The sequence below is a fragment of the Streptomyces sp. NPDC050448 genome (assembly GCF_040655295.1).
Lineage (GTDB): Bacteria > Actinomycetota > Actinomycetes > Streptomycetales > Streptomycetaceae > Streptomyces.
Window position 1 is genome coordinate 135,583 of the sequence record NZ_JBFAJR010000011.1, and the last position, 20,706, is coordinate 156,288.

General features: G+C 69.8%; 15 protein-coding genes. 8 read left to right on the forward strand and 7 right to left on the reverse strand.

Annotated elements, in window-relative coordinates; genetic code table 11:
* Positions 1 to 44: 44 nt before the first annotated feature.
* The 3 genes from AB0I68_RS16010 (at position 45) to mshC (ending at position 2,805) form a co-directional block, all read left to right on the forward strand.
* Entirely contained in the window at positions 45 to 635 is a 591-nt protein-coding gene (locus tag AB0I68_RS16010; RefSeq protein WP_266630776.1) for a DUF3090 domain-containing protein, read from the forward strand.
* Positions 636 to 640: 5 nt separating this feature from the next.
* Positions 641 to 1,465, forward strand: a complete 825-nt coding sequence (locus AB0I68_RS16015; RefSeq protein ID WP_363177972.1) for an SCO1664 family protein — start codon at positions 641 to 643, stop codon at positions 1,463 to 1,465.
* A 110-nt stretch (positions 1,466 to 1,575) separates the two neighbouring features.
* Positions 1,576 to 2,805, forward strand: coding sequence for a cysteine--1-D-myo-inosityl 2-amino-2-deoxy-alpha-D-glucopyranoside ligase (mshC, locus tag AB0I68_RS16020; protein WP_363177900.1), 1,230 nt, complete (start codon positions 1,576 to 1,578; stop codon positions 2,803 to 2,805).
* A 189-nt stretch (positions 2,806 to 2,994) separates the two neighbouring features.
* On the opposite strand, the gene AB0I68_RS16025 is transcribed toward mshC, so the two are convergent.
* The 5 genes from AB0I68_RS16025 to AB0I68_RS16045 form a co-directional block, all read right to left on the reverse strand.
* Positions 2,995 to 3,975, reverse strand: coding sequence for a PAC2 family protein (locus tag AB0I68_RS16025; protein WP_363177901.1), 981 nt, complete (start codon positions 3,973 to 3,975; stop codon positions 2,995 to 2,997).
* A 127-nt stretch (positions 3,976 to 4,102) separates the two neighbouring features.
* Complete coding sequence (locus AB0I68_RS16030; protein ID WP_363177902.1) at positions 4,103 to 5,710, reverse strand: glycerol-3-phosphate dehydrogenase/oxidase; 1,608 nt, start codon at positions 5,708 to 5,710, stop codon at positions 4,103 to 4,105.
* Positions 5,711 to 5,747: 37 nt separating this feature from the next.
* A complete protein-coding gene (gene glpK / locus AB0I68_RS16035; protein WP_363177903.1) occupies positions 5,748 to 7,274 on the reverse strand; it encodes a glycerol kinase GlpK in 1,527 nt (508 codons plus the stop codon).
* Positions 7,275 to 7,349: 75 nt separating this feature from the next.
* The gene (locus AB0I68_RS16040; RefSeq protein ID WP_363177904.1) at positions 7,350 to 8,132 is read right to left on the reverse strand and encodes an MIP/aquaporin family protein; all 783 of its coding nucleotides are present in this window, start codon (positions 8,130 to 8,132) and stop codon (positions 7,350 to 7,352) included.
* A gap of 317 nt (positions 8,133 to 8,449) precedes the next feature.
* Positions 8,450 to 9,217, reverse strand: a complete 768-nt coding sequence (locus tag AB0I68_RS16045; RefSeq protein ID WP_363177905.1) for an IclR family transcriptional regulator — start codon at positions 9,215 to 9,217, stop codon at positions 8,450 to 8,452.
* A 252-nt stretch (positions 9,218 to 9,469) separates the two neighbouring features.
* Between AB0I68_RS16045 and metH the strand changes: the two genes are divergently transcribed.
* The 4 genes from metH to AB0I68_RS16065 all read left to right on the forward strand — a co-directional run bounded on the left by metH (position 9,470) and on the right by AB0I68_RS16065 (position 17,560).
* Positions 9,470 to 12,994, forward strand: a complete 3,525-nt coding sequence (metH, locus tag AB0I68_RS16050) for a methionine synthase (protein WP_363177906.1) — start codon at positions 9,470 to 9,472, stop codon at positions 12,992 to 12,994.
* A 113-nt stretch (positions 12,995 to 13,107) separates the two neighbouring features.
* The gene (locus AB0I68_RS16055) at positions 13,108 to 13,809 is read left to right on the forward strand and encodes an HAD family phosphatase (RefSeq protein ID WP_363177907.1); all 702 of its coding nucleotides are present in this window, start codon (positions 13,108 to 13,110) and stop codon (positions 13,807 to 13,809) included.
* 481 nt (positions 13,810 to 14,290) lie between these two features.
* Entirely contained in the window at positions 14,291 to 15,895 is a 1,605-nt protein-coding gene (locus AB0I68_RS16060; RefSeq protein WP_363177908.1) for an ABC transporter substrate-binding protein, read from the forward strand.
* Between the two features lie 84 nt (positions 15,896 to 15,979).
* On the forward strand, positions 15,980 to 17,560 hold the full coding sequence (locus AB0I68_RS16065) for an ABC transporter substrate-binding protein (protein ID WP_363177909.1): 1,581 nt from the start codon (positions 15,980 to 15,982) through the stop codon (positions 17,558 to 17,560).
* Between the two features lie 89 nt (positions 17,561 to 17,649).
* On the opposite strand, the gene AB0I68_RS16070 is transcribed toward AB0I68_RS16065, so the two are convergent.
* Together AB0I68_RS16070 and AB0I68_RS16075 are read right to left on the reverse strand one after the other, a co-directional pair.
* Positions 17,650 to 18,327, reverse strand: a complete 678-nt coding sequence (locus AB0I68_RS16070) for a response regulator transcription factor (RefSeq protein ID WP_363177910.1) — start codon at positions 18,325 to 18,327, stop codon at positions 17,650 to 17,652.
* Between the two features lie 65 nt (positions 18,328 to 18,392).
* Entirely contained in the window at positions 18,393 to 19,301 is a 909-nt protein-coding gene (locus AB0I68_RS16075; RefSeq protein ID WP_363177911.1) for a RecB family exonuclease, read from the reverse strand.
* On the opposite strand from AB0I68_RS16075, the gene AB0I68_RS16080 reads away from it, so the two are divergent.
* Positions 19,198 to 20,694, forward strand: a complete 1,497-nt coding sequence (locus tag AB0I68_RS16080; RefSeq protein ID WP_363177912.1) for a site-2 protease family protein — start codon at positions 19,198 to 19,200, stop codon at positions 20,692 to 20,694. The genes AB0I68_RS16075 and AB0I68_RS16080 overlap by 104 nt on opposite strands.
* Positions 20,695 to 20,706: the final 12 nt, after the last annotated feature.

Below are 20,706 nucleotides of genomic sequence, written 5' to 3' on the forward strand. Positions count from 1 at the left end.
GCCGCACGCGCGCAGCCCCTGCCGCCGAGACTTGGAGACTGGACGTGCCCCGTCAGGTGTTCCTCTACGACCCGCCGGACCGCTTCGTGGCCGGCACGGTCGGCCTTCCGGGACGCCGTACGTTCTTCCTGCAGGCCTCGTCCGGGCCCCGCGTCACCAGCGTCTCCCTGGAGAAGACCCAGGTCGCGGCGCTGGCCGAGCGGATGGACGAGCTGCTGGACGAGGTCGTACGGCGCACCGGGGGCAATGCCCCGGTCCCGGCCGTCGCCCCCGCCGAGGCCACCGACACCGCGCCGCTGGACGTTCCGGTCGACGAGGAGTTCCGCGTCGGCACCATGGCCCTGGCCTGGGACGGCGAGGAACAGCGGATGATCGTCGAGGCGCAGGCGCTGGTGGAACTCGACGCCGACTCGGAGGAGGATCTCGCCGAGGCGGAGGAGCGGCTGCTCCAGGACGAGGAGAACGGCCCGCCGATGCTGCGGGTCCGCCTCTCAGGCGCCCAGGCCCGGGCCTTCGCCAAGCGGGCTCTGGACGTGGTCAACGCCGGCCGGCCGCCGTGCCCGCTGTGCAGCCTGCCGCTGGATCCCGAGGGTCACGTGTGCCCGCGCCAGAACGGCTACCGGCGCCAGGCGTGACCGTCATGGGGGAGCGTGAGGAGCTGCTCGCCAAGGGTGAGCTCACCGTCGTCGGCCGGATCAGCGAGGCGTCCAACGCCGTGCTGCTGTGCACGGTGACGTACGGGGACGAGAGCGCCGACTGCGTGTACAAGCCGGTCAAGGGCGAGCGCCCGCTGTGGGACTTCCCGGACGGGAGCCTGGCGCAGCGGGAGGTCGCCGCCTATCTGGTCTCCGAGGCCACGGGATGGGGCCTGGTGCCGCCGACCGTGCTGCGCGACGGGCCGTACGGCGAGGGCATGGTCCAGCAGTGGATCGAGTCCACGCCCGCCGAGGAGGGTCCGGGGGACTCGCAGGAGTCTGACGAGAGCGGCCTGCTGGCCCTCGTCGAGGGCGAGGAGGCGGGGGAGGGCTGGAAACCGGTCGCCCTCGCCGACGTGGGGGAGGGCCGCACCGCCCTGCTCGTGCACGCCGACGACCCGCGGCTGCGCCGGCTCGCCGTCCTCGACGCCGTGATCAACAACGGCGACCGCAAGGGCGGCCACCTGCTGCCCGCGCCCGACGGACGGCTCTACGGCATCGACCACGGGGTGACCTTCCACCGCGAGGACAAGCTGCGGACCCTGCTGTGGGGCTGGGCCGGCGAACCGCTGACCGACGAGGCGCGCGAGGTGCTGGCCTCCCTGGCCGGCCGGCTGGCCGACGGGGAGCCGCTCGCCACCCGGCTGGCTGAACTGATCACGCCGGTCGAGCTGGCCGCCGTACGGGCCCGGGTCGCCCATCTGCTGCGCACCGGGGTGCATCCGCAGCCGTCCGGGCAGTGGCCCGCGATCCCCTGGCCGCCGGTCTGAACCGGCCGGACCGGGCACGCACAGAATCAGCCAGACCGCAAGAGTGCTGATCAAGCCAACAGTGCAGGTCCGGTTAGTTTTCGGAACATGCGTCCGGTTAGGCTCGAGACATGCATGCCTGGCCCGCTTCTGAGGTCCCCGCCCTGCCTGGCAAGGGCCGCGACCTCCAGATCCACGACACCGCGACCCAGGGGACGATCACCCTCGCCCCCGGTCCCGTCGCCCGTATCTACGTCTGCGGCATCACTCCGTACGACGCGACCCACATCGGTCACGCGGCGACCTACAACGCGTTCGACCTCGTTCAGCGCGTGTGGCTCGACACCAAGCGGCAGGTCCACTACGTCCAGAACGTGACGGACGTCGACGATCCGCTGCTCGAGCGGGCGCTGCGCGACGGCCACGACTGGACCGAGCTCGCAGAGCGCGAGACGGCCCTCTTCCGCGAGGACATGACCGCCCTTCGGATGCTGCCCCCGCAGCACTACATCGGCGCCGTCGAGGCCATACCGGGCATCGTGCCGCTGGTGGAACGGCTGCGGGACGCCGGTGCGGCGTACGAGCTGGACGGCGACACCTACTTCTCGGTGGAGTCCGACGCCCACTTCGGCGGCGTCTCGAACCTCGACGTCCAGGCGATGCGCCTGCTCTCCGCGGAGCGCGGCGGCGACCCGGAGCGCCCGGGGAAGAAGAACCCGCTGGACCCGATGCTGTGGATGGCGGCGCGTCCGGGCGAGCCGAGCTGGGACGGCGGCTCGCTGGGCCGCGGCCGGCCCGGCTGGCACATCGAGTGCGTCGCCATCGCCCTGGACCACCTGGGCATGGGCTTCGACATCCAGGGCGGCGGCTCCGACCTGGCGTTCCCGCACCACGAGATGGGCGCCTCGCACGCGCAGGTGCTGACGGGCGAGTTCCCGATGGCCAAGGCGTACGTGCACGCGGGCATGGTCGCGCTGCACGGCGAGAAGATGTCGAAGTCGAAGGGCAACCTGGTCTTCGTGTCCGCGCTGCGGCGCGCCGGGGTGGACCCGGCGGCGATCCGCCTCGCCCTGCTCTCGCACCACTACCGCGCCGACTGGGAGTGGACGGACGAGGTCCTCGAGCAGGCGGTGGCCCGCCTGGAGCGCTGGCGCGCGGCCGTTTCCCGCCCGGACGGCCTGCCGGCGGACGCCGTCGTCGAGGAGGTCCGCGAGGCCCTGTCGAACGACCTGGACGCCCCGGCCGCGCTGGCGGCCGTGGACCGGTGGGTGGACGCGCAGAACGCCTCGGACGGGGACGACGAGTCGGCGCCGGGCCTGGTCTCGCGCACGGTCGACGCCCTCCTGGGCGTCGCCCTGTAGCAGCGTTGCCGGTGCCCCCTGCCCCGCCCGGGGCAGGGGGCACCGCCGTACCCGGGGCCGGAGCCGCTGCGCGGAGCCTCGCCCCGCCCCGCCCTTCTCCCGTTCACCGGGCTCTGCCCGGACCCGGTCCTCAAGCGCGGACGGGCAGGTAGATCCAGCCCCGTCGGCGCTTGAGGCGTGGGGCCCCGGTCAGGACTCCGGAGGGGTGTCGTCCTCATCCGGAGGGGACGGCTCCTCGCCCGAAGGGTCCGGCCCCCGCTTCGGGGGGCGGGTCAGGCCGCTGGTCGTGTCGCGGAGGTAGGAGCCGTCACCCGGCTGCTCCGGCCCCGCCGGATCGCGGCGCCGCAGGTACCGCTCGAACTCCCGGGCGATCGCGTCGCCCGAGGCCTCCGGCAGGTCGGCCGTGTCCCGCGCTTCCTCCAGCGTCTGGACGTACTCCGCCACCTCGCTGTCCTCCGCGGCCAGTTGGTCCACGCCGAGCTGCCACGCCCGTGCGTCCTCCGGGAGTTCACCCAGCGGGATCCGGATGTCGATCAGATCCTCCAGCCGGTTCAGCAGGGCCAGCGTCGCCTTCGGGTTCGGCGGCTGGGAGACGTAGTGCGGGACCGCCGCCCACAGGGACACCGCGGGCACCCCGGCGTGGGTGCAGGCCTCCTGGAGGATGCCCACGATCCCGGTCGGGCCCTCGTACTTGGTCTCCTCCAGGTCCATCGTCCGCGCCAGGTCCGGGTCCGAGGTGACCCCGCTGACCGGCACCGGCCGCGTGTGCGGGGTGTCCCCGAGCAGCGCGCCCAGGATCACCACCATCTCCACGCCCAGTTCGTGCGCGAAGCCCAGGATCTCGTTGCAGAACGACCGCCACCGCATGGACGGTTCGATGCCCCGCACGAGCACGAGGTCACGCGGCTTCGCGCCGCCGATCCGGACCACCGACAGTCTCGTCGTCGGCCACGTGATCTTCCGTACCCCGTTGTCCAGCCACACCGTCGGCCGGTTGACCTGGAAGTCGTAGTAGTCCTCGGCGTCCAGCGCCGCGAAGACCTCGCCCTTCCACTCCCGGTCCAGGTGCGCGACCGCACCGGAGGCCGCGTCACCCGCGTCGTTCCAGCCCTCGAACGCGGCCACCATGACCGGGTCGATCAGCTCGGGCACGCCCTCAAGCTCGATCACCCAGGTCTCCTTCCGAAGTTCCCTTGCGTACGTGGGTCAGCCTAAGCCTTGAGACGACACCAGCCACAGCCCACGACAGAGGGGCGGTTCCCCTCGGAACCGCCCCTCTTCCCCACCTGCGTGAGAGCTATGCCTTGCGGCCCAGCATCTCCTCGACCCGCGCGCGCACGGAGTCGTCGTCCAGGCCGCGGACCGTCACCGTGGTGCGTCGGCGCAGCACGTCGTCGACCGTCTCGGCCCACTCGTTGTCCCGGGCGTAGGCGACCTGCGCCCAGATCTCCGGGCCGTCCGGGTGGATCCGCTCGGCCAGCGCCGGGTCCTCGTTCGCGAGCCGCGCGATGTCGAAGGCCAGGGAGCCGTAGTGCGAGGCCAGGTGCCGGGCGGTCAGCGGGTCCATCCGCGTGCCCGGCTCGCGGTCCACCAGCAGGCGGTGCGCGACGGCGTTCGGGTTGGCGACACCGGGCAGCGGCACCCGGCGTACGAGCGACTTCACCGGCTCCATGTCGTCGGTGAGCGGGCTGCCGGGCAGCTTGGCCAGCTTGTCCATGACCACACGGCCGATGTGCCGGTACGTCGTCCACTTGCCGCCGGCCACCGACAGCATGCCGCCGGCGCCCTCGGAGACGACGGTCTCGCGCTTGGCCTTCTCGACGCCGCCGGGGCCGCCGGGCAGCACCCGCAGACCGGCGAAGGCGTACGTCATCAGCGAGCGGTCGAGGTCCGCGTCCTTCACCGAGAACGCCGCCTCGTCCAGGATCTGCTGGATGTCGGACTCGGTGGCCCGCACGTCCGCCGGGTCGCCCTCGTACACCTCGTCGGTGGTGCCGAGCAGGAGCTGGTCCTCCCACGGAAGGGCGAAGGTGATGCGGTACTTGTCGATCGGGGTGGCCATGGCGGCCTTCCACGGCGACTTGCGCTTCATGACGATGTGCGCGCCCTTGGAGAGGCGGATCGACGGCATCGAGTGCTTGTCTTCCATGCGCCGCAGGTGGTCCACCCACGGGCCGGTGGCGTTGAGCACGACGCGCGCGTCGACGCCGAACTCGGTGCCGTCGAGGCGGTCCTTGAGCTCGGCACCGCTGACCCGGCCGCGCGTCATGCGCAGGCCGGTGACCTCGGCGTGGTTGAGGACGACGGCGCCCGACTCGACGGCCGCGCGGACCGTCATGACGGCGACGCGGGAGTCGTTCATCTGGTGGTCGTAGTAGACCGCGACGGCCTTCAGGTTGTCCGTCTTCAGGCCCGGGTTGTCGGCGGCGGCACGGGCCGGGGATATGACCTTGCCCATGCCGTCGCCGAAGGCCGAGAGGGCGGAGTAGGCGAAGACGCCCGCGCCCAGCTTGGCCGCACCGACCGGTCCGCCCTTGTAGACCGGCAGGTAGAAGGTGAGCGGGTTGACCAGGTGCGGGGCCACGTCCTTGGCCAGCACCCGGCGCTCGTGGTGGTTCTCGGCGACCAGCTTGACCGCGCCGGTCTGCAGGTAGCGCAGGCCGCCGTGGACGAGCTTGGAGGAGGCCGAGGAGGTGGCGCCGGCGAAGTCGCCGGCGTCCACCATGGCAACCCGCAGACCCGACTGCGCGGCGTGCCAGGCCACCGAGGTGCCCAGGATTCCACCGCCGATGACCAGCAGGTCGTACGTGGCCTTCGCCAGCTGCTCACGGGTCTCGGCACGGCTCGCGTTCGAACCGGCGGTCGGGTGCGTACCCAGAGTGGGAACGCTCTGCGGGCTGCTCATATCTCTTAGCTCCTCGTCGATTGACTCAGCCGGTGTGTCAGCTGGCGTCTTCGTCGTCGATCCAGCCCATGGACCGCTCGACGGCCTTGAGCCAGTTCTTGTACTCGCGGTCCCGCTGATCGGCGGGCATCCGCGGGGTCCACTCCGCCGCGCGGCGCCAGTTGGCGCGCAGGGCGTCGGTGTCGGGCCAGAAGCCGACGGCCAGTCCGGCGGCGTAGGCGGCGCCGAGGCAGGTGGTCTCCGCGACCATCGGACGGACCACGGGGGCGTCCACGAAGTCGGAGAGGGTCTGCATCAGCAGGTTGTTGGAGGTCATGCCGCCGTCGACCTTGAGGGCAGCGAGCTCGACGCCCGAGTCCTTGGTCATGGCGTCGGTGATCTCGCGGGTCTGCCAGGCGGTGGCCTCCAGGACGGCACGGGCGATGTGCGCCTTGGTGACGTACCGGGTGAGACCGGCGATCACACCGCGGGCGTCGGAACGCCAGTACGGGGCGAACAGGCCGGAGAAGGCCGGCACGAAGTACGCGCCGCCGTTGTCGTCGACCGAGGACGCGAGGGTCTCGATCTCGGCCGCGGTCTTGATCATGCCCATCTGGTCGCGCATCCACTGGACGAGCGAGCCGGTGACGGCGATGGAGCCCTCCAGCGCGTAGACCGGCTTCTGGTCGCCGATCTTGTAGCCGACCGTGGTCAGCAGGCCGCTGTAGGAGTTGATGACCTTGTCGCCGGTGTTCATGAGCATGAACGTTCCGGTGCCGTACGTGGACTTCGCCTCGCCCTCGGCGAAGCAGGTCTGGCCGAAGAGGGCGGCCTGCTGGTCACCGAGCGCCGAGGCGACCGGGACACCGGCGAGGACGCCGTCCTTGACGTGGCCGTAGACCTCGGCGGAGGACTTGATCTCGGGGAGCACGTTGAGCGGGACGCCCATCGACTCCGCGATCTTCTCGTCCCAGGCCAGGGTGTGCAGGTTCATCAGCATGGTGCGCGAGGCGTTGGTGACGTCGGTGACGTGATGACCGCCCTGGGCGCCACCGGTGAGGTTCCAGATGACCCACGAGTCCATGGTGCCGAAGAGGATGTCCCCGGCCTCGGCGCGCTCGCGCAGGCCCTCGACGTTGTCGAGCAGCCAGCGGACCTTCGGGCCGGCGAAGTAGCTCGCCAGCGGCAGGCCGGTCTCGCGGCGGAAGCGGTCCTGGCCGACGTTGCGGCCGAGCTCCTTGCAGAGGGCGTCGGTGCGGGTGTCCTGCCAGACCAGCGCGTTGTGCACCGGCTCGCCGGTGTTCTTGTCCCACAGGACGGTGGTCTCGCGCTGGTTGGTGATGCCGACGGCCTTGACGTCAGCCGCGGTGATCTCGGCCTTGGCGATGGCGCCGGCGACGACCTCCTGGACGTTGGTCCAGATCTCGGTGGCGTCGTGCTCGACCCAGCCCGGCTTCGGGAAGATCTGCTCGTGCTCCTTCTGGTCGACGGCGACGATGCGGCCGTCGCGGTCGAAGACGATGCAGCGGGAGGAGGTGGTGCCCTGGTCGATCGCGGCGATGAAGGGGCCGGTGCTGCTGGTCATGTGGCTGCTCCTGGCAGGTCTCTGAGTAGGCGAATCAGGGGGCGGTGCGGATCTTGCGATACGTGCCGATGCTGATCAGGCGAACGCGATGTTGTACAGACCACCGGCGAGGGCGGCACCGACGAGCGGGCCGACCACCGGGATCCAGGAGTATCCCCAGTCGGAGCCGCCCTTGTTGGGAAGCGGCAGCAGGGCGTGGACGATGCGCGGACCGAGGTCGCGGACCGGGTTGATGGCGTAGCCGGTCGGACCGCCGAGCGAGAGGCCGATGCCGACGACGACGAAGGAGGTGATCAGGACGCCGATGACGCCGAGGCCCTTGCCGCCGTCCTGCAGGCCCTCGGTCAGGATCGCCAGGACCAGGACGAACGTACCGATGATCTCGGTCGTGAGGTTCTGGACGACGTTGCGGATCTCGGGGCCCGTGGAGAAGACGCCGAGCACGGGGCCGGCCTGGTCGTGCGGGTGCGGGTCCTCGGGGCCGAGCGTGGCGTCACGGATGTGCTCCGGGTCCGAGAGGTGCACCAGGAACTGGCCGTAGTACGTGACCCACATCAGGACCGCGCCGAGCATGGCGCCGAGGAGTTGTCCGGCGAAGTAGACCGGTACGTGGCTCCAGTCGCTGTTCTTGATGGCCAGGCCGACGGTGACCGCCGGGTTGAGGTGCGCACCGGAGAGCGGGGCGGACACGTAGGCGGCGATCAGAACGGCGAAACCCCAGCCGAACGTGATCGCGAGCCAGCCTGCGTTCCGGGCCTTGGAGCTCTTGAGTGTCACGGCGGCGCAGACGCCACCGCCGAGCAGTGTGAGCAGGGCGGTACCGATGGTCTCGCCGATGAAGATGTCGGAGGTGGACACCCGCGACTCCTTTGTCTTGCGTCCAGGGGGTGGGCGGACACCGGGTCCCGTCCGGCGGTCCGCGCACTCGGTGAGTGCTTCACCGGTCCGTGGCCTTGCCACACCCTAGCGCGTATTGCCGGTAGGTGTTCGGCAATGCCGACCGATGAACGGCAGTTTTCCGCCCAGGTGAAGAACGCGTCAAGGGTTGACCAGGCCAAAGTGTCGGATCGTTACCACTAGGTGCGATCAGCCAAACCCGGCCAACCGATGGCCGGGATATGACGAAAAGAGGGCAGAAAGCGGCCAGGTAGTGGCCGAAAAGAGCTGGAAGGGGCCTAGAACCGGCCCGCGCCGAGATCGCGTGAAACGGCGCGCGCACAGTCCCGAACGGACGCCACGAGGCTCGCCCGGGGCTCCCCGGACTCCCCGCAGACCCGCTCCACGGCCCCCGCGACCGCCACCGCACCCACCGGCATCCGGCGCCGGTCGTGGATGGGCGCCGCCACCGAGGCGATGCCGTCCCAGGTCTCCTCGACGTCGGCCGCCCAGCCGCGCGCCCGCGTCAGGTCGAGGATCTCCTCGAAGCCCGCGCCGTCGGTGACCGTCCGGGGCGTGAACGCCTCGCGCTCCGCCTCCATCGCCTCCGTGTGGGCGACCGGGTCGTACGCCGACAGCACCTTGCCCAGGGCCGTCGAATGGAGCGGCTGCATGGCCCCGACCTCCAGCACCTGACGGCTGTCGTCCGGGCGGAACACGTGGTGCATGATCAGCACCCCGCTCTGGTGGAGCACGCCCACGTAGACGCTCTCGCCGCTCGCCCGGGCCAGATCATCCGTCCAGACGAGCGCACGGGCCCGCAGCTCGTGCACGTCCAGATAGCTGTTGCCCAGGCGCAGCAGCTCCGCGCCCAGCTGGTAGCGGCCGGATGCGGGATCCTGCTCCACGAAGCCCTCGGCCTGCAGCGTGCGCAGAATCCCGTGCGCCGTGCCCTTGGCCAGGCCCAGGGCCCCCGCCACATCCGAGAGTCCCAGCCGGCGCTCGCCGCCTGCCAGGAGCCGCAGCATCGCAGCGGCTCGTTCGAGCGACTGGATGTTCCGTGCCATCGCGCAGCCTCCTGCTGACGTAGTTCGACAATGCTGAACAGTATCGGTCGATGTCGACCTTGTGCATGATTGGGCAACTGTTCAGGCCTCCGTCGACCAGGACACCCCTGGCAGACCCCCGCGCACAGAATGCAGTCCGCCACGTAAGACGCCCCCACCGGGGTTGGTGCCGCGCGGTTACCCTGACCGCGTGCACCCTTGACACAGCGAGGGTGCAAAGCCGACAGCCGTCGCATCCCAGGGAGCTCAACCATGGCCTCGTTGCCGAACCCGCCCGCTGACACCCAGACCCGGGCCGATGCCCTCCGTGAGGCGCTCGCGACCCGCGTGGTCGTCGCCGACGGGGCGATGGGGACGATGCTCCAGGCGCAGGACCCCACGATGGAGGACTTCCAGCAGCTCGAAGGCTGCAACGAGGTCCTGAACGTCACCCGCCCCGACATCGTGCGCTCCGTCCACGAGGCGTACTTCGCCGTGGGCGTGGACTGCGTCGAGACCAACACCTTCGGGGCGAACTACGCGGCGCTCGCCGAGTACGACATCGCCGAACGCAACTTCGAGCTGTCCGAGTCCGGCGCCCGCATCGCCCGCGAGGTCGCCGACGAGTACACCGCCTCCACCGGACAGCAGCGCTGGGTGCTGGGCTCCATGGGCCCCGGTACCAAGCTGCCCACCCTCGGACACATCACCTACGCACAGATCCGCGACGCCTACCAGATCAACGCCGAGGGCCTGATCTCCGGCGGCGCCGACGCGCTGCTCGTCGAGACCACCCAGGACCTCCTGCAGACCAAGTCCTCCATCATCGGCGCCCGCCGCGCCATGGCGGCCCTCGGCGTCACCGTCCCGCTGATCTGCTCCGTCACCGTCGAGACCACCGGCACCATGCTGCTCGGCTCGGAGATCGGCGCGGCCCTGACCGCGCTGGAGCCGCTCGGCATCGACATGATCGGCCTGAACTGCGCCACCGGCCCCGCCGAGATGAGCGAGCACCTGCGCTACCTCGCGCGCAACGCCCGCGTCCCGCTCTCCTGCATGCCCAATGCCGGCCTGCCCGTCCTGACCAAGCAGGGCGCGCACTACCCGCTCACCGCCCCCGAGCTGGCCGACGCCCAGGAGACCTTCGTCCGCGAGTACGGGCTCTCCCTCGTCGGCGGCTGCTGCGGTACGACCCCCGAGCACCTGCGCCAGGTCGTCGAGCGGGTCCGCGGCACGGCCGTCACCCAGCGCACCCCCCAGCCCGAGCCCGGCGCCGCCTCCCTCTACCAGACGGTGCCGTTCCGGCAGGACACCTCGTACATGGCGATCGGCGAGCGGACGAACGCGAACGGCTCGAAGAAGTTCCGCGAGGCCATGCTGGACGGCCGCTGGGACGACTGCGTGGAGATGGCCCGCGACCAGATCCGCGAGGGCGCGCACATGCTCGACCTGTGCGTGGACTACGTGGGCCGTGACGGCGTCGCCGACATGGAGGAGCTGGCCGGCCGCTTCGCGACGGCTTCGACGCTGCCGATCGTGCTGGACTCCACCGAGGTTCCCGTCATCAAGGCGGGCCTGGAGAAGCTCGGCGGCCGGGCCGTGATCAACTCGGTGAACTACGAGGACGGCGACGGTCCGCAGTCCCGGTTCGCGAAGGTCACCCGTCTGGCCCAGGAGCACGGCGCCGCGCTGATCGCGCTGACCATCGACGAGGAGGGCCAGGCCCGCACCGCCCCGCACAAGGTCGCCATCGCCGAACGCCTCATCGAGGACCTGACGGGCAACTGGGGGATCCGCGAGTCGGACATCCTCATCGACACCCTGACCTTCACCATCTGCACCGGGCAGGAGGAGTCCCGGGGCGACGGCATCGCCACGATCGAGTCGATCCGCGAGCTCAAGCGCCGCCACCCCGACGTCCAGACCACGCTCGGCCTGTCGAACATCTCCTTCGGCCTGAACCCGGCCGCCCGCGTGCTGCTGAACTCGGTCTTCCTCGACGAGTGCGTCAAGGCGGGTCTGGATTCGGCGATCGTGCACGCGTCGAAGATCCTGCCGATCGCCCGTTTCGACGAGGAGCAGGTGAACACGGCCCTTGACCTGATCTACGACCGGCGCACCGAGGGCTACGACCCGCTGCAGAAGCTGATGGCCCTGTTCGAGGGCGTCAACACCAAGTCGCTGAAGGCCGGCCGCGCCGAGGAACTCCTCGCGCTGCCCTTGGACGAGCGCCTGCAGCGACGCATCATCGACGGCGAGAAGAACGGCCTGGAGACGGACCTCGACGAGGCCCTCCAGACCCGCCCCGCCCTGGACATCGTCAACGACACCCTGCTGGAGGGCATGAAGGTCGTCGGTGAGCTGTTCGGGTCCGGTCAGATGCAGCTGCCGTTCGTCCTGCAGTCCGCCGAGGTCATGAAGACCGCGGTCGCCTACCTCGAGCCGCACATGGAGAAGACCGATGACGAGGGCAAGGGCACCATCGTGCTGGCCACCGTCCGCGGCGACGTCCACGACATCGGCAAGAACCTCGTCGACATCATCTTGACCAACAACGGCTACAACGTCGTCAACATCGGCATCAAGCAGCCGGTCTCCGCGATCCTGGAGGCCGCGCAGGAGCACAGGGCCGACGTCATCGGGATGTCCGGCCTGCTCGTGAAGTCGACCGTGATCATGAAGGAGAACCTGGAGGAGCTCAACCAGCGCAAGCTGGCGGCCGACTACCCGGTCATCCTCGGCGGCGCGGCCCTCACCCGCGCCTACGTCGAACAGGACCTCCACGAGATCTACGAGGGCGAAGTCCGCTACGCCCGCGACGCCTTCGAGGGCCTGCGCCTCATGGACGCCCTGATCGCCGTCAAGCGCGGCGTGCCGGGCGCCTCCCTGCCCGAGCTGAAGCAGCGCCGCGTCGCCAGGCGCACGGCGGCACCTGAGGGTCCCGCCTCCCAGGTGGAGGAGGCGCAGGAGCCGGGCGGCCGCTCCGACGTCGCGATCGACAACCCGGTCCCGACCCCGCCGTTCTGGGGCACCCGCGTGGTCAAGGGCATCCCGCTCAAGGACTACGCCTCCTGGCTGGACGAAGGCGCCCTGTTCAAGGGCCAGTGGGGTCTCAAGCAGGCCCGCGCCGGCGGGGCCACGTACGAGGAGCTCGTCGAGAGCGAGGGGCGTCCGCGCCTGCGCGGCCTCCTCGACAAGCTGCACACCGAGAACCTCCTCGAAGCCGCGGTGGTCTACGGATACTTCCCCTGCGTGTCCAAGGGCGAGGACCTGATCATCCTCGACGAGGCCGGGAACGAGCGAACCCGCTTCACCTTCCCGCGCCAGCGCCGCGGCCGCCGTCTGTGCCTCGCCGACTTCTTCCGCCCGGAGGAGTCCGGCGAGACCGACGTGGTCGGCCTCCAGGTGGTCACCGTCGGCTCGAAGATCGGCGAGGCCACGGCCAAGCTGTTCGAGTCCGACTCCTACCGCGAGTACCTGGAGCTGCACGGCCTGTCGGTGCAGCTCGCCGAGGCCATGGCCGAGTACTGGCACGCCCGCGTCCGCGCCGAGCTCGGCTTCGGCGGCGAGGACCCGGCCGCGGTCGAGGACATGTTCGACCTCAAGTACCGCGGCGCCCGCTTCTCGCTCGGCTACGGAGCCTGCCCCGACCTGGAGGACCGCGCCAAGATCGCCGACCTCCTCCAGCCGGAGCGGATCGGGGTCCACCTCTCCGAGGAGTTCCAGCTCCACCCGGAGCAGTCCACCGACGCGATCGTCATCCACCACCCCGAAGCGAAGTATTTCAACGCACGCTGACGCGGACCGACGTACACTTGTCGGTCCCATACAGGCCGGTCGCCTGTTCCCCGGGGGATGCCCCATGGGGAAGAGGCGGCCGGCCTTCCCGTCCCCTGAGAGAGGTGTGCCGGATGACCAGCACCGTTCCCGCGCCCGTCGCCCGTACGGCCGACGGGCATGCCCTGCAGGCGGTGCTGCTCGACATGGACGGCACCCTGGTCGACACCGAGGGCTTCTGGTGGGAGATCGAGGTGGACGTCTTCGGGGAGATCGGCCACCGGCTCGACGAGTCCTGGCGCGACATCGTCGTCGGCGGGCCCATGACCCGCAGCGCCGCCTTCCTCATCGAGTCCACCGGCGCCGCCATCACCCTTTCGGAGCTGAGCGTCCTGCTCAATGAGCGCTTCGAGGCGCGGATCGCCGACCAGGTCCCGATGATGCCGGGCGCCGAGCGGCTGCTGGCCGAGCTGGCCCGGCACAACGTGCCCACCGCCCTCGTCTCCGCCTCGCACCGCCGCGTCATCGACCGGGTGCTGCGCTCGCTCGGCCCCGAGCGGTTCGCGCTGAGCGTGGCCGGCGACGAGGTGTCCCGCACCAAGCCGCACCCCGACCCGTACCTGCTGGCCGCCCGCACCCTCGGTGCCCACCCCTCGCGGTGCGCGGTCATCGAGGACACCGCGACCGGCGTCGCCTCCGCCGAGGCCGCCGGCTGCCGGGTCGTGGCCGTCCCCTCCGTCGGCGTCATCCAGCCCGCCCCGGGCCGCACCATCGTCCGTTCGCTGGAGGACGTCGACCTGCCGTTCCTGCGCTCCCTGATCACTCCGATGAACTGATCGCATACGCTCAGTGCCGAACGGAACGCCGGTGGGTCCGAGGTCCCACGGGAGGATCTTCCGTTCAATGGTCCGGAGGCTGAAATTCCATCCTTTCCCTGGCAAGTTGTCCCAGGTGACCTTTGTCACCCGCCAAGCCCCCGACGGACCTGTCCGAGGGCTCGGAAAGCTTCCCTTGTGTCCGGATTGATCAGCTCCTGACCGAATCTGCGGTGACTCCCACATAGACAGGCAGTCCGCACCCATCACCGTGCGATTACGCCCCAAGTCCGGCCAGTTCAAGCCATCCCGCCCCAGGCCACTAATGTCGACGCGGGCACTACGCCGCACCTTTGCCGTACCGGACACACACCCTTGTGCCGGGACCGCGTGGACCGATCGTCACAACACCGGCCCGATCGTTCCGCCCTGAACGGGCGACCGTCGCGAAGTGCCCTTTACGCCGCTTTGAGCAAGTGCCGGTCAAGGGAGTACTTCCAGCATGAACCGCAAGACCCTGGTGCTGACGGCTGCGGCCGGACTGCTCACCCCCGCGCTCGCCGCATGCGGCAGCACGAGCGGAGACGGAGCAGGATCCGGAGCAATCGTCGTCGGCACCACCGACCGGTTCGAGGCAGCCGACTACGCTCCCGCACCGTTCGACCCGGCCTACGCCTACGACGCCGGCGCCTGGAACGTCCTGCGGCAGACCGTCCAGACGCTGATGCACACCCCCCGCGGCGGCGGCCAGCCCGTCCCCGAAGCAGCCTCCGACTGCCGCTTCACCGACACCGGCAACGAGAGCTACCGCTGCACCCTGCGCCCCGACCTGAAGTTCGCGAGCGGCGAGCCGCTCACGGCCAAGGACGTCAAGTTCTCCATCGACCGCGTCCTCGCCATCAAGGACGAGAACGGCCCCTCCTCGCTGCTCTCCAGCGTCGACACCGTCGAGGTGAAGGCCGCCGACACCGTCGTCTTCCACCTGAAGACCCCCGACGCGACCTTCCCGTACAAGCTCTCCACCCCGGCCGCCGGCATCGTGAGCGAGAAGAACTACGACGCCAAGAAGCTCCGCGAGGGCTTCGCCGTCGACGGCTCCGGCCCGTACACGATGAAGGCCGAGGTCAAGGACAACCACCTCGTCCGCGCCGTCTTCAGCAAGAACCCGAACTACAAGGGCGACCTCAAGCTGCAGAACGACAAGGTCGAACTGCGCACCTTCGCCGACTCCGCGACCATGGGCAAGGCGCTCACCGCCGGATCCGTCCACATGGTCTCCCGCACCCTGTCGCCCTCCCAGATCACCGAGTTCGCCGGCAAGCCGCCCAAGGGCGTCAAGCTGGTCCCGATGCCCGGCCTGGAGATCCGCTACATCGGCTTCAACACCGAGGCCCCGGCCGTCAAGGACAAGGCCGTACGCCAGGCCCTCGCCGCCGCGGTCGACCGCAACGCGATCATCGACAAGGTCTACGGCAAGTCCGCGCAGCCGCTGTACTCGCTGGTCCCCACCACCCTGACCGGCCACGTCAACTCCTTCTTCAACAAGTACGGCGAGGCCAACACCGCGAAGGCCGCCGACCTGCTGAAGGCCGCCGGAATCAAGACCCCGGTCAAGCTGACGCTGAACTACACCAAGGACCATTACGGCGACGGCACGGCCACCGAGTTCGAGACCCTCAAGAACCAGCTGAACTCCACCCAGCTGTTCGACGTCACCGTCCAGGGCTCCGACTGGTCCGACTTCCGGCCCGCGCAGAAGAAGGGCGACTACGCCGCCTACGGGCTCGGCTGGTTCCCCGACTACCCGGACGCCGACAACTTCCTCGCTCCCTTCCTGGAGCAGGACAACTTCCTGGGCACGCCGTACTCCAACAGCACGGTGCGCACCAAGCTCATCCCCGACTCCCGGCGCGCCGTCGACCGCAACGTCGCCGTCCCCGCGATCACGGAGATGCAGGACATCGTCGCCGAGGACGTGCCCGTCCTGCCGCTGTGGCAGGGCAAGCAGTACGTCGCCGCACGCGACGGAATCACCGGAGTGGAGTGGTCCGTCAACGCCATCTCCGACCTCCAGCTGTGGGAACTCGGCCGCGGTGTCAGCGGCTGAGACCGGCAGTAACCGGCAGCAACCGGCGGCGGGTGTCGCAGGCCGGCGCAACGAAACAGTGAGACTGTGAAGGACGTTCGCGTGATGAGACGTAACCAGTGGTTGGCGGCCCCGCTCGGCGCAGCCACCGCCGCCGCGCTGCTCAGCGGTTGCGGTTCGACCGACAGCCCGACAGCCGGCGGTGGCAAGGGCGTGGTCATGGGGATATCCGACAAGGTGAAGGCCACCGACCCCGCATCGGGTTACGACCCGGGGTCCTGGCTGCTCTTCAACAACGTCTTCCAGTCCCTGCTGAGCTTCCCCAAGGGCGGCACCTCCCCGGAGCCCGACGCCGCCCAGGCCTGCAACTTCGAAGGCGGCGACAGCAAGCTCTACAAGTGCACCCTGCGCACCGGCCTGAAGTTCAGCAACGGCAACGCCCTCACCTCCAAGGACGTCAAGTACTCCTTCGAGCGCACGCTGAAGATCAATGACGCCAACGGCCCCGCCGTGATGCTGTCTTCGATCGCCGGCATCGACACCCCCGACGAGAAGACCGTCGTCTTCCGCCTCAAGACGTCCGACGCGACCTTCCCCAGCAAGATCGCATCGGGCGCGGGCTCCATCGTCGACCACAGCGAGTACCCGGCCGACAAGCTCCGCACCGACGGCAAGGCCGTCGGCTCCGGCGTCTACAAGCTGGACTCGATGAACGACAAGAGCGCCAGCTTCTCCGTCAACGACTCCTACAACGGCAAGGCCAAGGCCAAGAACACCGGAGTCACCCTCAAGTTCTTCAACGAGGACCAGGCCGCCCTCAAGAAGGTCCTGGAAAGCGGCGAGGTCGACTTCGCCTTCCGCGGCCTCGCCGCCAAGGACATCGCGGGCCTGTCCTCCACCAAGACCGGAGACAACAAGGTCGAGGTCGTCCAGGGCACCGGCGCCGAAGTCGAGCACCTCGTCTTCAACATGAACGACCCCGTCGCCGGAAAGCTCCCCATCCGCAAGGCCATCGCCTACCTCGTCGACCGCGAAGCGCTCGTCAAGGACGTCTACGACGGCACCGCGACCTCGCTGTACTCGATCGTCCCGGCCGGCATCGGTTCCCACAACACCGCCTTCTTCGACCGCTACGGCGGCACCCCGCAGCCCAAGAAGGCCGAAGCCGTCCTGCGCGCCGCCGGCATCAAGGACAAGGTGAAGATCACCCTGTACTCGACGCCCACCCGCTACGGCCCGTCCACGGACCAGGAATTCCAGCTCATCGCCAAGCAGCTCAACGACAGCGGCCTCTTCGAGGCCGACGTCAAGTCCGTCGAGTTCGGGCAGTACGAGAAGGACATCCAGGACGGCAAGTACGGCGTGTACGTGAAGGGCTGGGTGCCCGACTACCCGGACGCCGACAACTTCACGCAGCCGTTCTTCGGCCCGGACAACGTCCTGCACAACAACTACGACAACAAGGAGATCACCGGGACCATCATCCCGTCGACCTCCACGAAGTCCGACCGCACCGCGGCCACCGTCGACTACAACCGCCTCCAGGACATCGTCGCCGACGAGCTCCCGATCCTCCCGCTCTGGCAGGGCAAGCAGTACGCCGTCACCCGCCAGAACGTGACGGGCCTGCAGTGGTCGCTGGACGCCTCCACCGTCTTCCGCTTCTGGGAGATCAGCAAGGGCTGACCCCCACCCGGTACGGCGAAGGGGCCGGCAGCCGCACGTTGCGGCTGCCGGCCCCTTCGGCCGCTCCCGGCGGGCCGCCGGCCCGCGCGCTACTGCTGCCCGGCGCCCGGCCGCACCAGACCGCTCTCGTACGCGTACACCGCCGCCTGGACCCGGTCGCGCAGGCCCAGCTTCGTCAGCACATGCCCCACGTGCGTCTTCACCGTCGTCTCGCTCACGAACAGATCCGCCGCGATCTCCGCGTTCGACAGGCCACGCGCCACCAGCTTCAGCACCTCGACCTCCCGTTCGGTCAGCGTCCCCAGTGTGTCCGGCACGCTCTCCTCACCCGACGGCAGGTGTCCCGCGTACTTGTCCAGCAGCCGCCGCGTGATGCTCGGCGCGATCAGCGCCTCGCCGCCCGCCACCACCCGGATCGCCTGCACCAGCTCATTGGCCGGCGCATCCTTCAGCAGGAACCCGCTCGCCCCCGCCCGCAGCGCCTCCACCACGTACTCGTCCAGATCGAACGTGGTCAGCACCAGCACCTTCGCCGGACCGTCCCGGCCCGGACCGGTGATCTGCCGCGTCGCCTCCACCCCGTCCATCCGGGGCATCCGGATGTCCATCAGCACCACGTCGGGCTGCAGCGCCCGTACCTGGTCCAGCGCCTGCAGACCGTCCCCGGCCTCACCGACGACCGCCAGGTCCTGTTCGGCCTCCAGGATCATCCGGAAGCCGGTGCGCAGCAGCGGCTGGTCGTCGACCAGAAGGACGCGGATCGCCACGGGGTGTACCTCGTATTCGTACGGCGGCATCGACGGACGCCGCCCATTCTGCCCTGATCGGCCTATCAGGATTCCTCGGGGCCGCCCGCCCCGGCTCCGCTCCCGGGCCTCGGGATGATCATCAGAGGATAGGCCGGGGGAGTCCCGCCGAACTCCGGACACACCGCCCTGTGATCGCACCAGCCGCACAGCTTCGTCGGCCGCGGCCGCCAGTCACCCGTCTCCGTCGCCTCCTTGATCGCATCCCACAGCGCCAGCAGCTTGCGCTCCACCCGCTCCAGATCCGCGACCACCGGGTCGTACGTCAGCACATCCCCACTGCCCAGATACACCAGCTGCAGCCGCCGCGGCACCACCTGCTTCAGCCGCCACACCACCAGCGCATAGAACTTCATCTGGAACAGCGCACCCTCCGCATACTCCGGCCGCGGCGCCTTGCCCGTCTTGTAGTCGACGATCCGCACCTCGCCCGACGGAGCCACATCCACCCGGTCGATGATCCCGCGCAGCCGCAGCCCCGACTCCAGCTCCGTCTCCACGAAGAACTCCCGCTCCACCGGCTCCAGCCGCGTCGGGTCCTCCAACGTGAACCACCGCTCCACCAGGGCCTCGGCCTCCGTCAGCCAGCCCGCCAGCCCCGCCCCCTCGTCCCCCTCCGGGAACAGCTCCGTCAGCTCCGGCTTCGACTCCAGCAGCCGGTCCCACTGCCCCGGAACCAGCGCCTTCGCCCGCGGCGCCGTCCGCTCCTGCGCCGGGTGGTCGAACAACCGCTCCAGCACCGCATGCACCAACGTGCCCCGCGTCGCCGCCGCACTCGGCTTCTCCGGCAGCTTGTCGATCACCCGGAACCGGTACAGCAACGGGCACTGCATGAAATCGCTCGCCCGCGAAGGGGACAGCGAAGAAGGCGCCACAGCGCGCGGCGCTGCATCGGCATCGGCTGCGCCAGGAACCGGACCAGGGCTCGTCGTCATGGACAAAACCCTACGACCCGCCACCGACAGCGCGCGCATACCATCGACGCCAAGCCCCCTCGCACTGCATGATCAGAGCATCACACCGCGCGACCAAGCACCCCGCCCCGCACCGACCGTGCACCTGCACCACACTGAATGCACCGCCGGCCGCAACCCGCCGGACAGCACCGAACGAAGGACAGCCGTGGCAGACAGCGACGAAACCGGCGAGCGCACAGGCAAGCGCCCCGGACCGGGCGGCGGCATCCTCATGGGCCGCCCCTTCGGCGTCCCCGTCTACGTCTCTCCCAGCTGGTTCCTCGTCGCCGCCCTCATCACCTGGGTCTTCGGCAACCAGCTCGACCGCGTCCTGCCCGACCTCGGCCCGGCCCGCTACCTCGTCTCCCTCTTCTTCGCCGTCGCCTTCTACGCCTCCGTCCTCGTCCACGAACTCGCACACACCGTCGCCGCCCTCCGCTTCAAACTCCCCGTGCGACGCATCCAGCTCCAGTTCTTCGGCGGAGTCTCCGAGATCGAAAAGGAGTCCGAGACCCCCGGCCGCGAATTCGTCCTCGCCTTCGTCGGCCCCCTCCTCTCCCTCCTCCTCGCCGGCGCCTTCTACCTCGGCATGGAACGCGTCGACCCCGCCAGCGTCCCCGGCGTCCTCCTCGCCGGCCTGATGATCTCCAACCTCCTCGTCGCCGCCTTCAACCTGCTCCCCGGCCTCCCCCTCGACGGCGGCCGCATGCTCCGCGCCGTCATCTGGGGCATCACCGGCAAGCCCATGGCCGGCACCGTCGCCGCCGCCTGGGTCGGCCGCGGCCTCGCCGTCGCCGTCCTCCTCGGCCTGCCGATGATCACCCACACCGGCAACCTCGGCACAGGTACCGGCGCCGTCGAGCCGACCGGAATGAACACCGTCATGGACGCCCTGCTCGCCGCGATCCTCGCCGCCATCATCTGGACCGGCGCCGGCAACAGCCTGCGCATGGCCCGCCTGCGCGAACACCTCCCCGAACTACGCGCCCGCACCCTCACCCGCCGCGCCGTCCCCGTCGAAAACGCCACCCCCCTCTCCGAAGCCCTGCGCCGCGCCAACACCCACGGCGCCCGCGCCATCGTCATCGTCGACGGCCACGGCGACCCCGTCTCCATCGTCCGCGAAACCGCCATCGCCTCCGTCCCCGAACACCGTCGCCCCTGGGTCGCCGTCAGCACCCTCGCGCAAGAGCTCACCGACGGAATGAAGGTTTCCGCGGAACTCACCGGCGAAGCACTCCTCGACCACCTCCGCGCCACCCCCGCCACCGAATACCTCGTCCTCGAACCCGGCGGCGAGATCTACGGCGTCCTGTCCACCCTCGACGTCGAGAAGGCCTTCGTGAAGGCCATGGCGCGGCCCCAGCCCTGAAGCCAATACACT

Coding starts and splice junctions, on each gene's coding strand:
- AB0I68_RS16015 (WP_363177972.1), top strand. CDS start 641: ATGGGGGAGCGTGAGGAGCTGCTCGCCAAGGGTGAGCTCACCGTCGTC.
- mshC (WP_363177900.1), top strand. CDS start 1,576: ATGCATGCCTGGCCCGCTTCTGAGGTCCCCGCCCTGCCTGGCAAGGGC.
- AB0I68_RS16030 (WP_363177902.1), bottom strand. CDS start 5,710: ATGAGCAGCCCGCAGAGCGTTCCCACTCTGGGTACGCACCCGACCGCC.
- glpK (WP_363177903.1), bottom strand. CDS start 7,274: ATGACCAGCAGCACCGGCCCCTTCATCGCCGCGATCGACCAGGGCACC.
- AB0I68_RS16045 (WP_363177905.1), bottom strand. CDS start 9,217: ATGGCACGGAACATCCAGTCGCTCGAACGAGCCGCTGCGATGCTGCGG.
- metH (WP_363177906.1), top strand. CDS start 9,470: ATGGCCTCGTTGCCGAACCCGCCCGCTGACACCCAGACCCGGGCCGAT.
- AB0I68_RS16055 (WP_363177907.1), top strand. CDS start 13,108: ATGACCAGCACCGTTCCCGCGCCCGTCGCCCGTACGGCCGACGGGCAT.
- AB0I68_RS16060 (WP_363177908.1), top strand. CDS start 14,291: ATGAACCGCAAGACCCTGGTGCTGACGGCTGCGGCCGGACTGCTCACC.
- AB0I68_RS16065 (WP_363177909.1), top strand. CDS start 15,980: ATGAGACGTAACCAGTGGTTGGCGGCCCCGCTCGGCGCAGCCACCGCC.
- AB0I68_RS16080 (WP_363177912.1), top strand. CDS start 19,198: ATGAAATCGCTCGCCCGCGAAGGGGACAGCGAAGAAGGCGCCACAGCG.
- AB0I68_RS16075 (WP_363177911.1), bottom strand. CDS start 19,301: ATGACGACGAGCCCTGGTCCGGTTCCTGGCGCAGCCGATGCCGATGCA.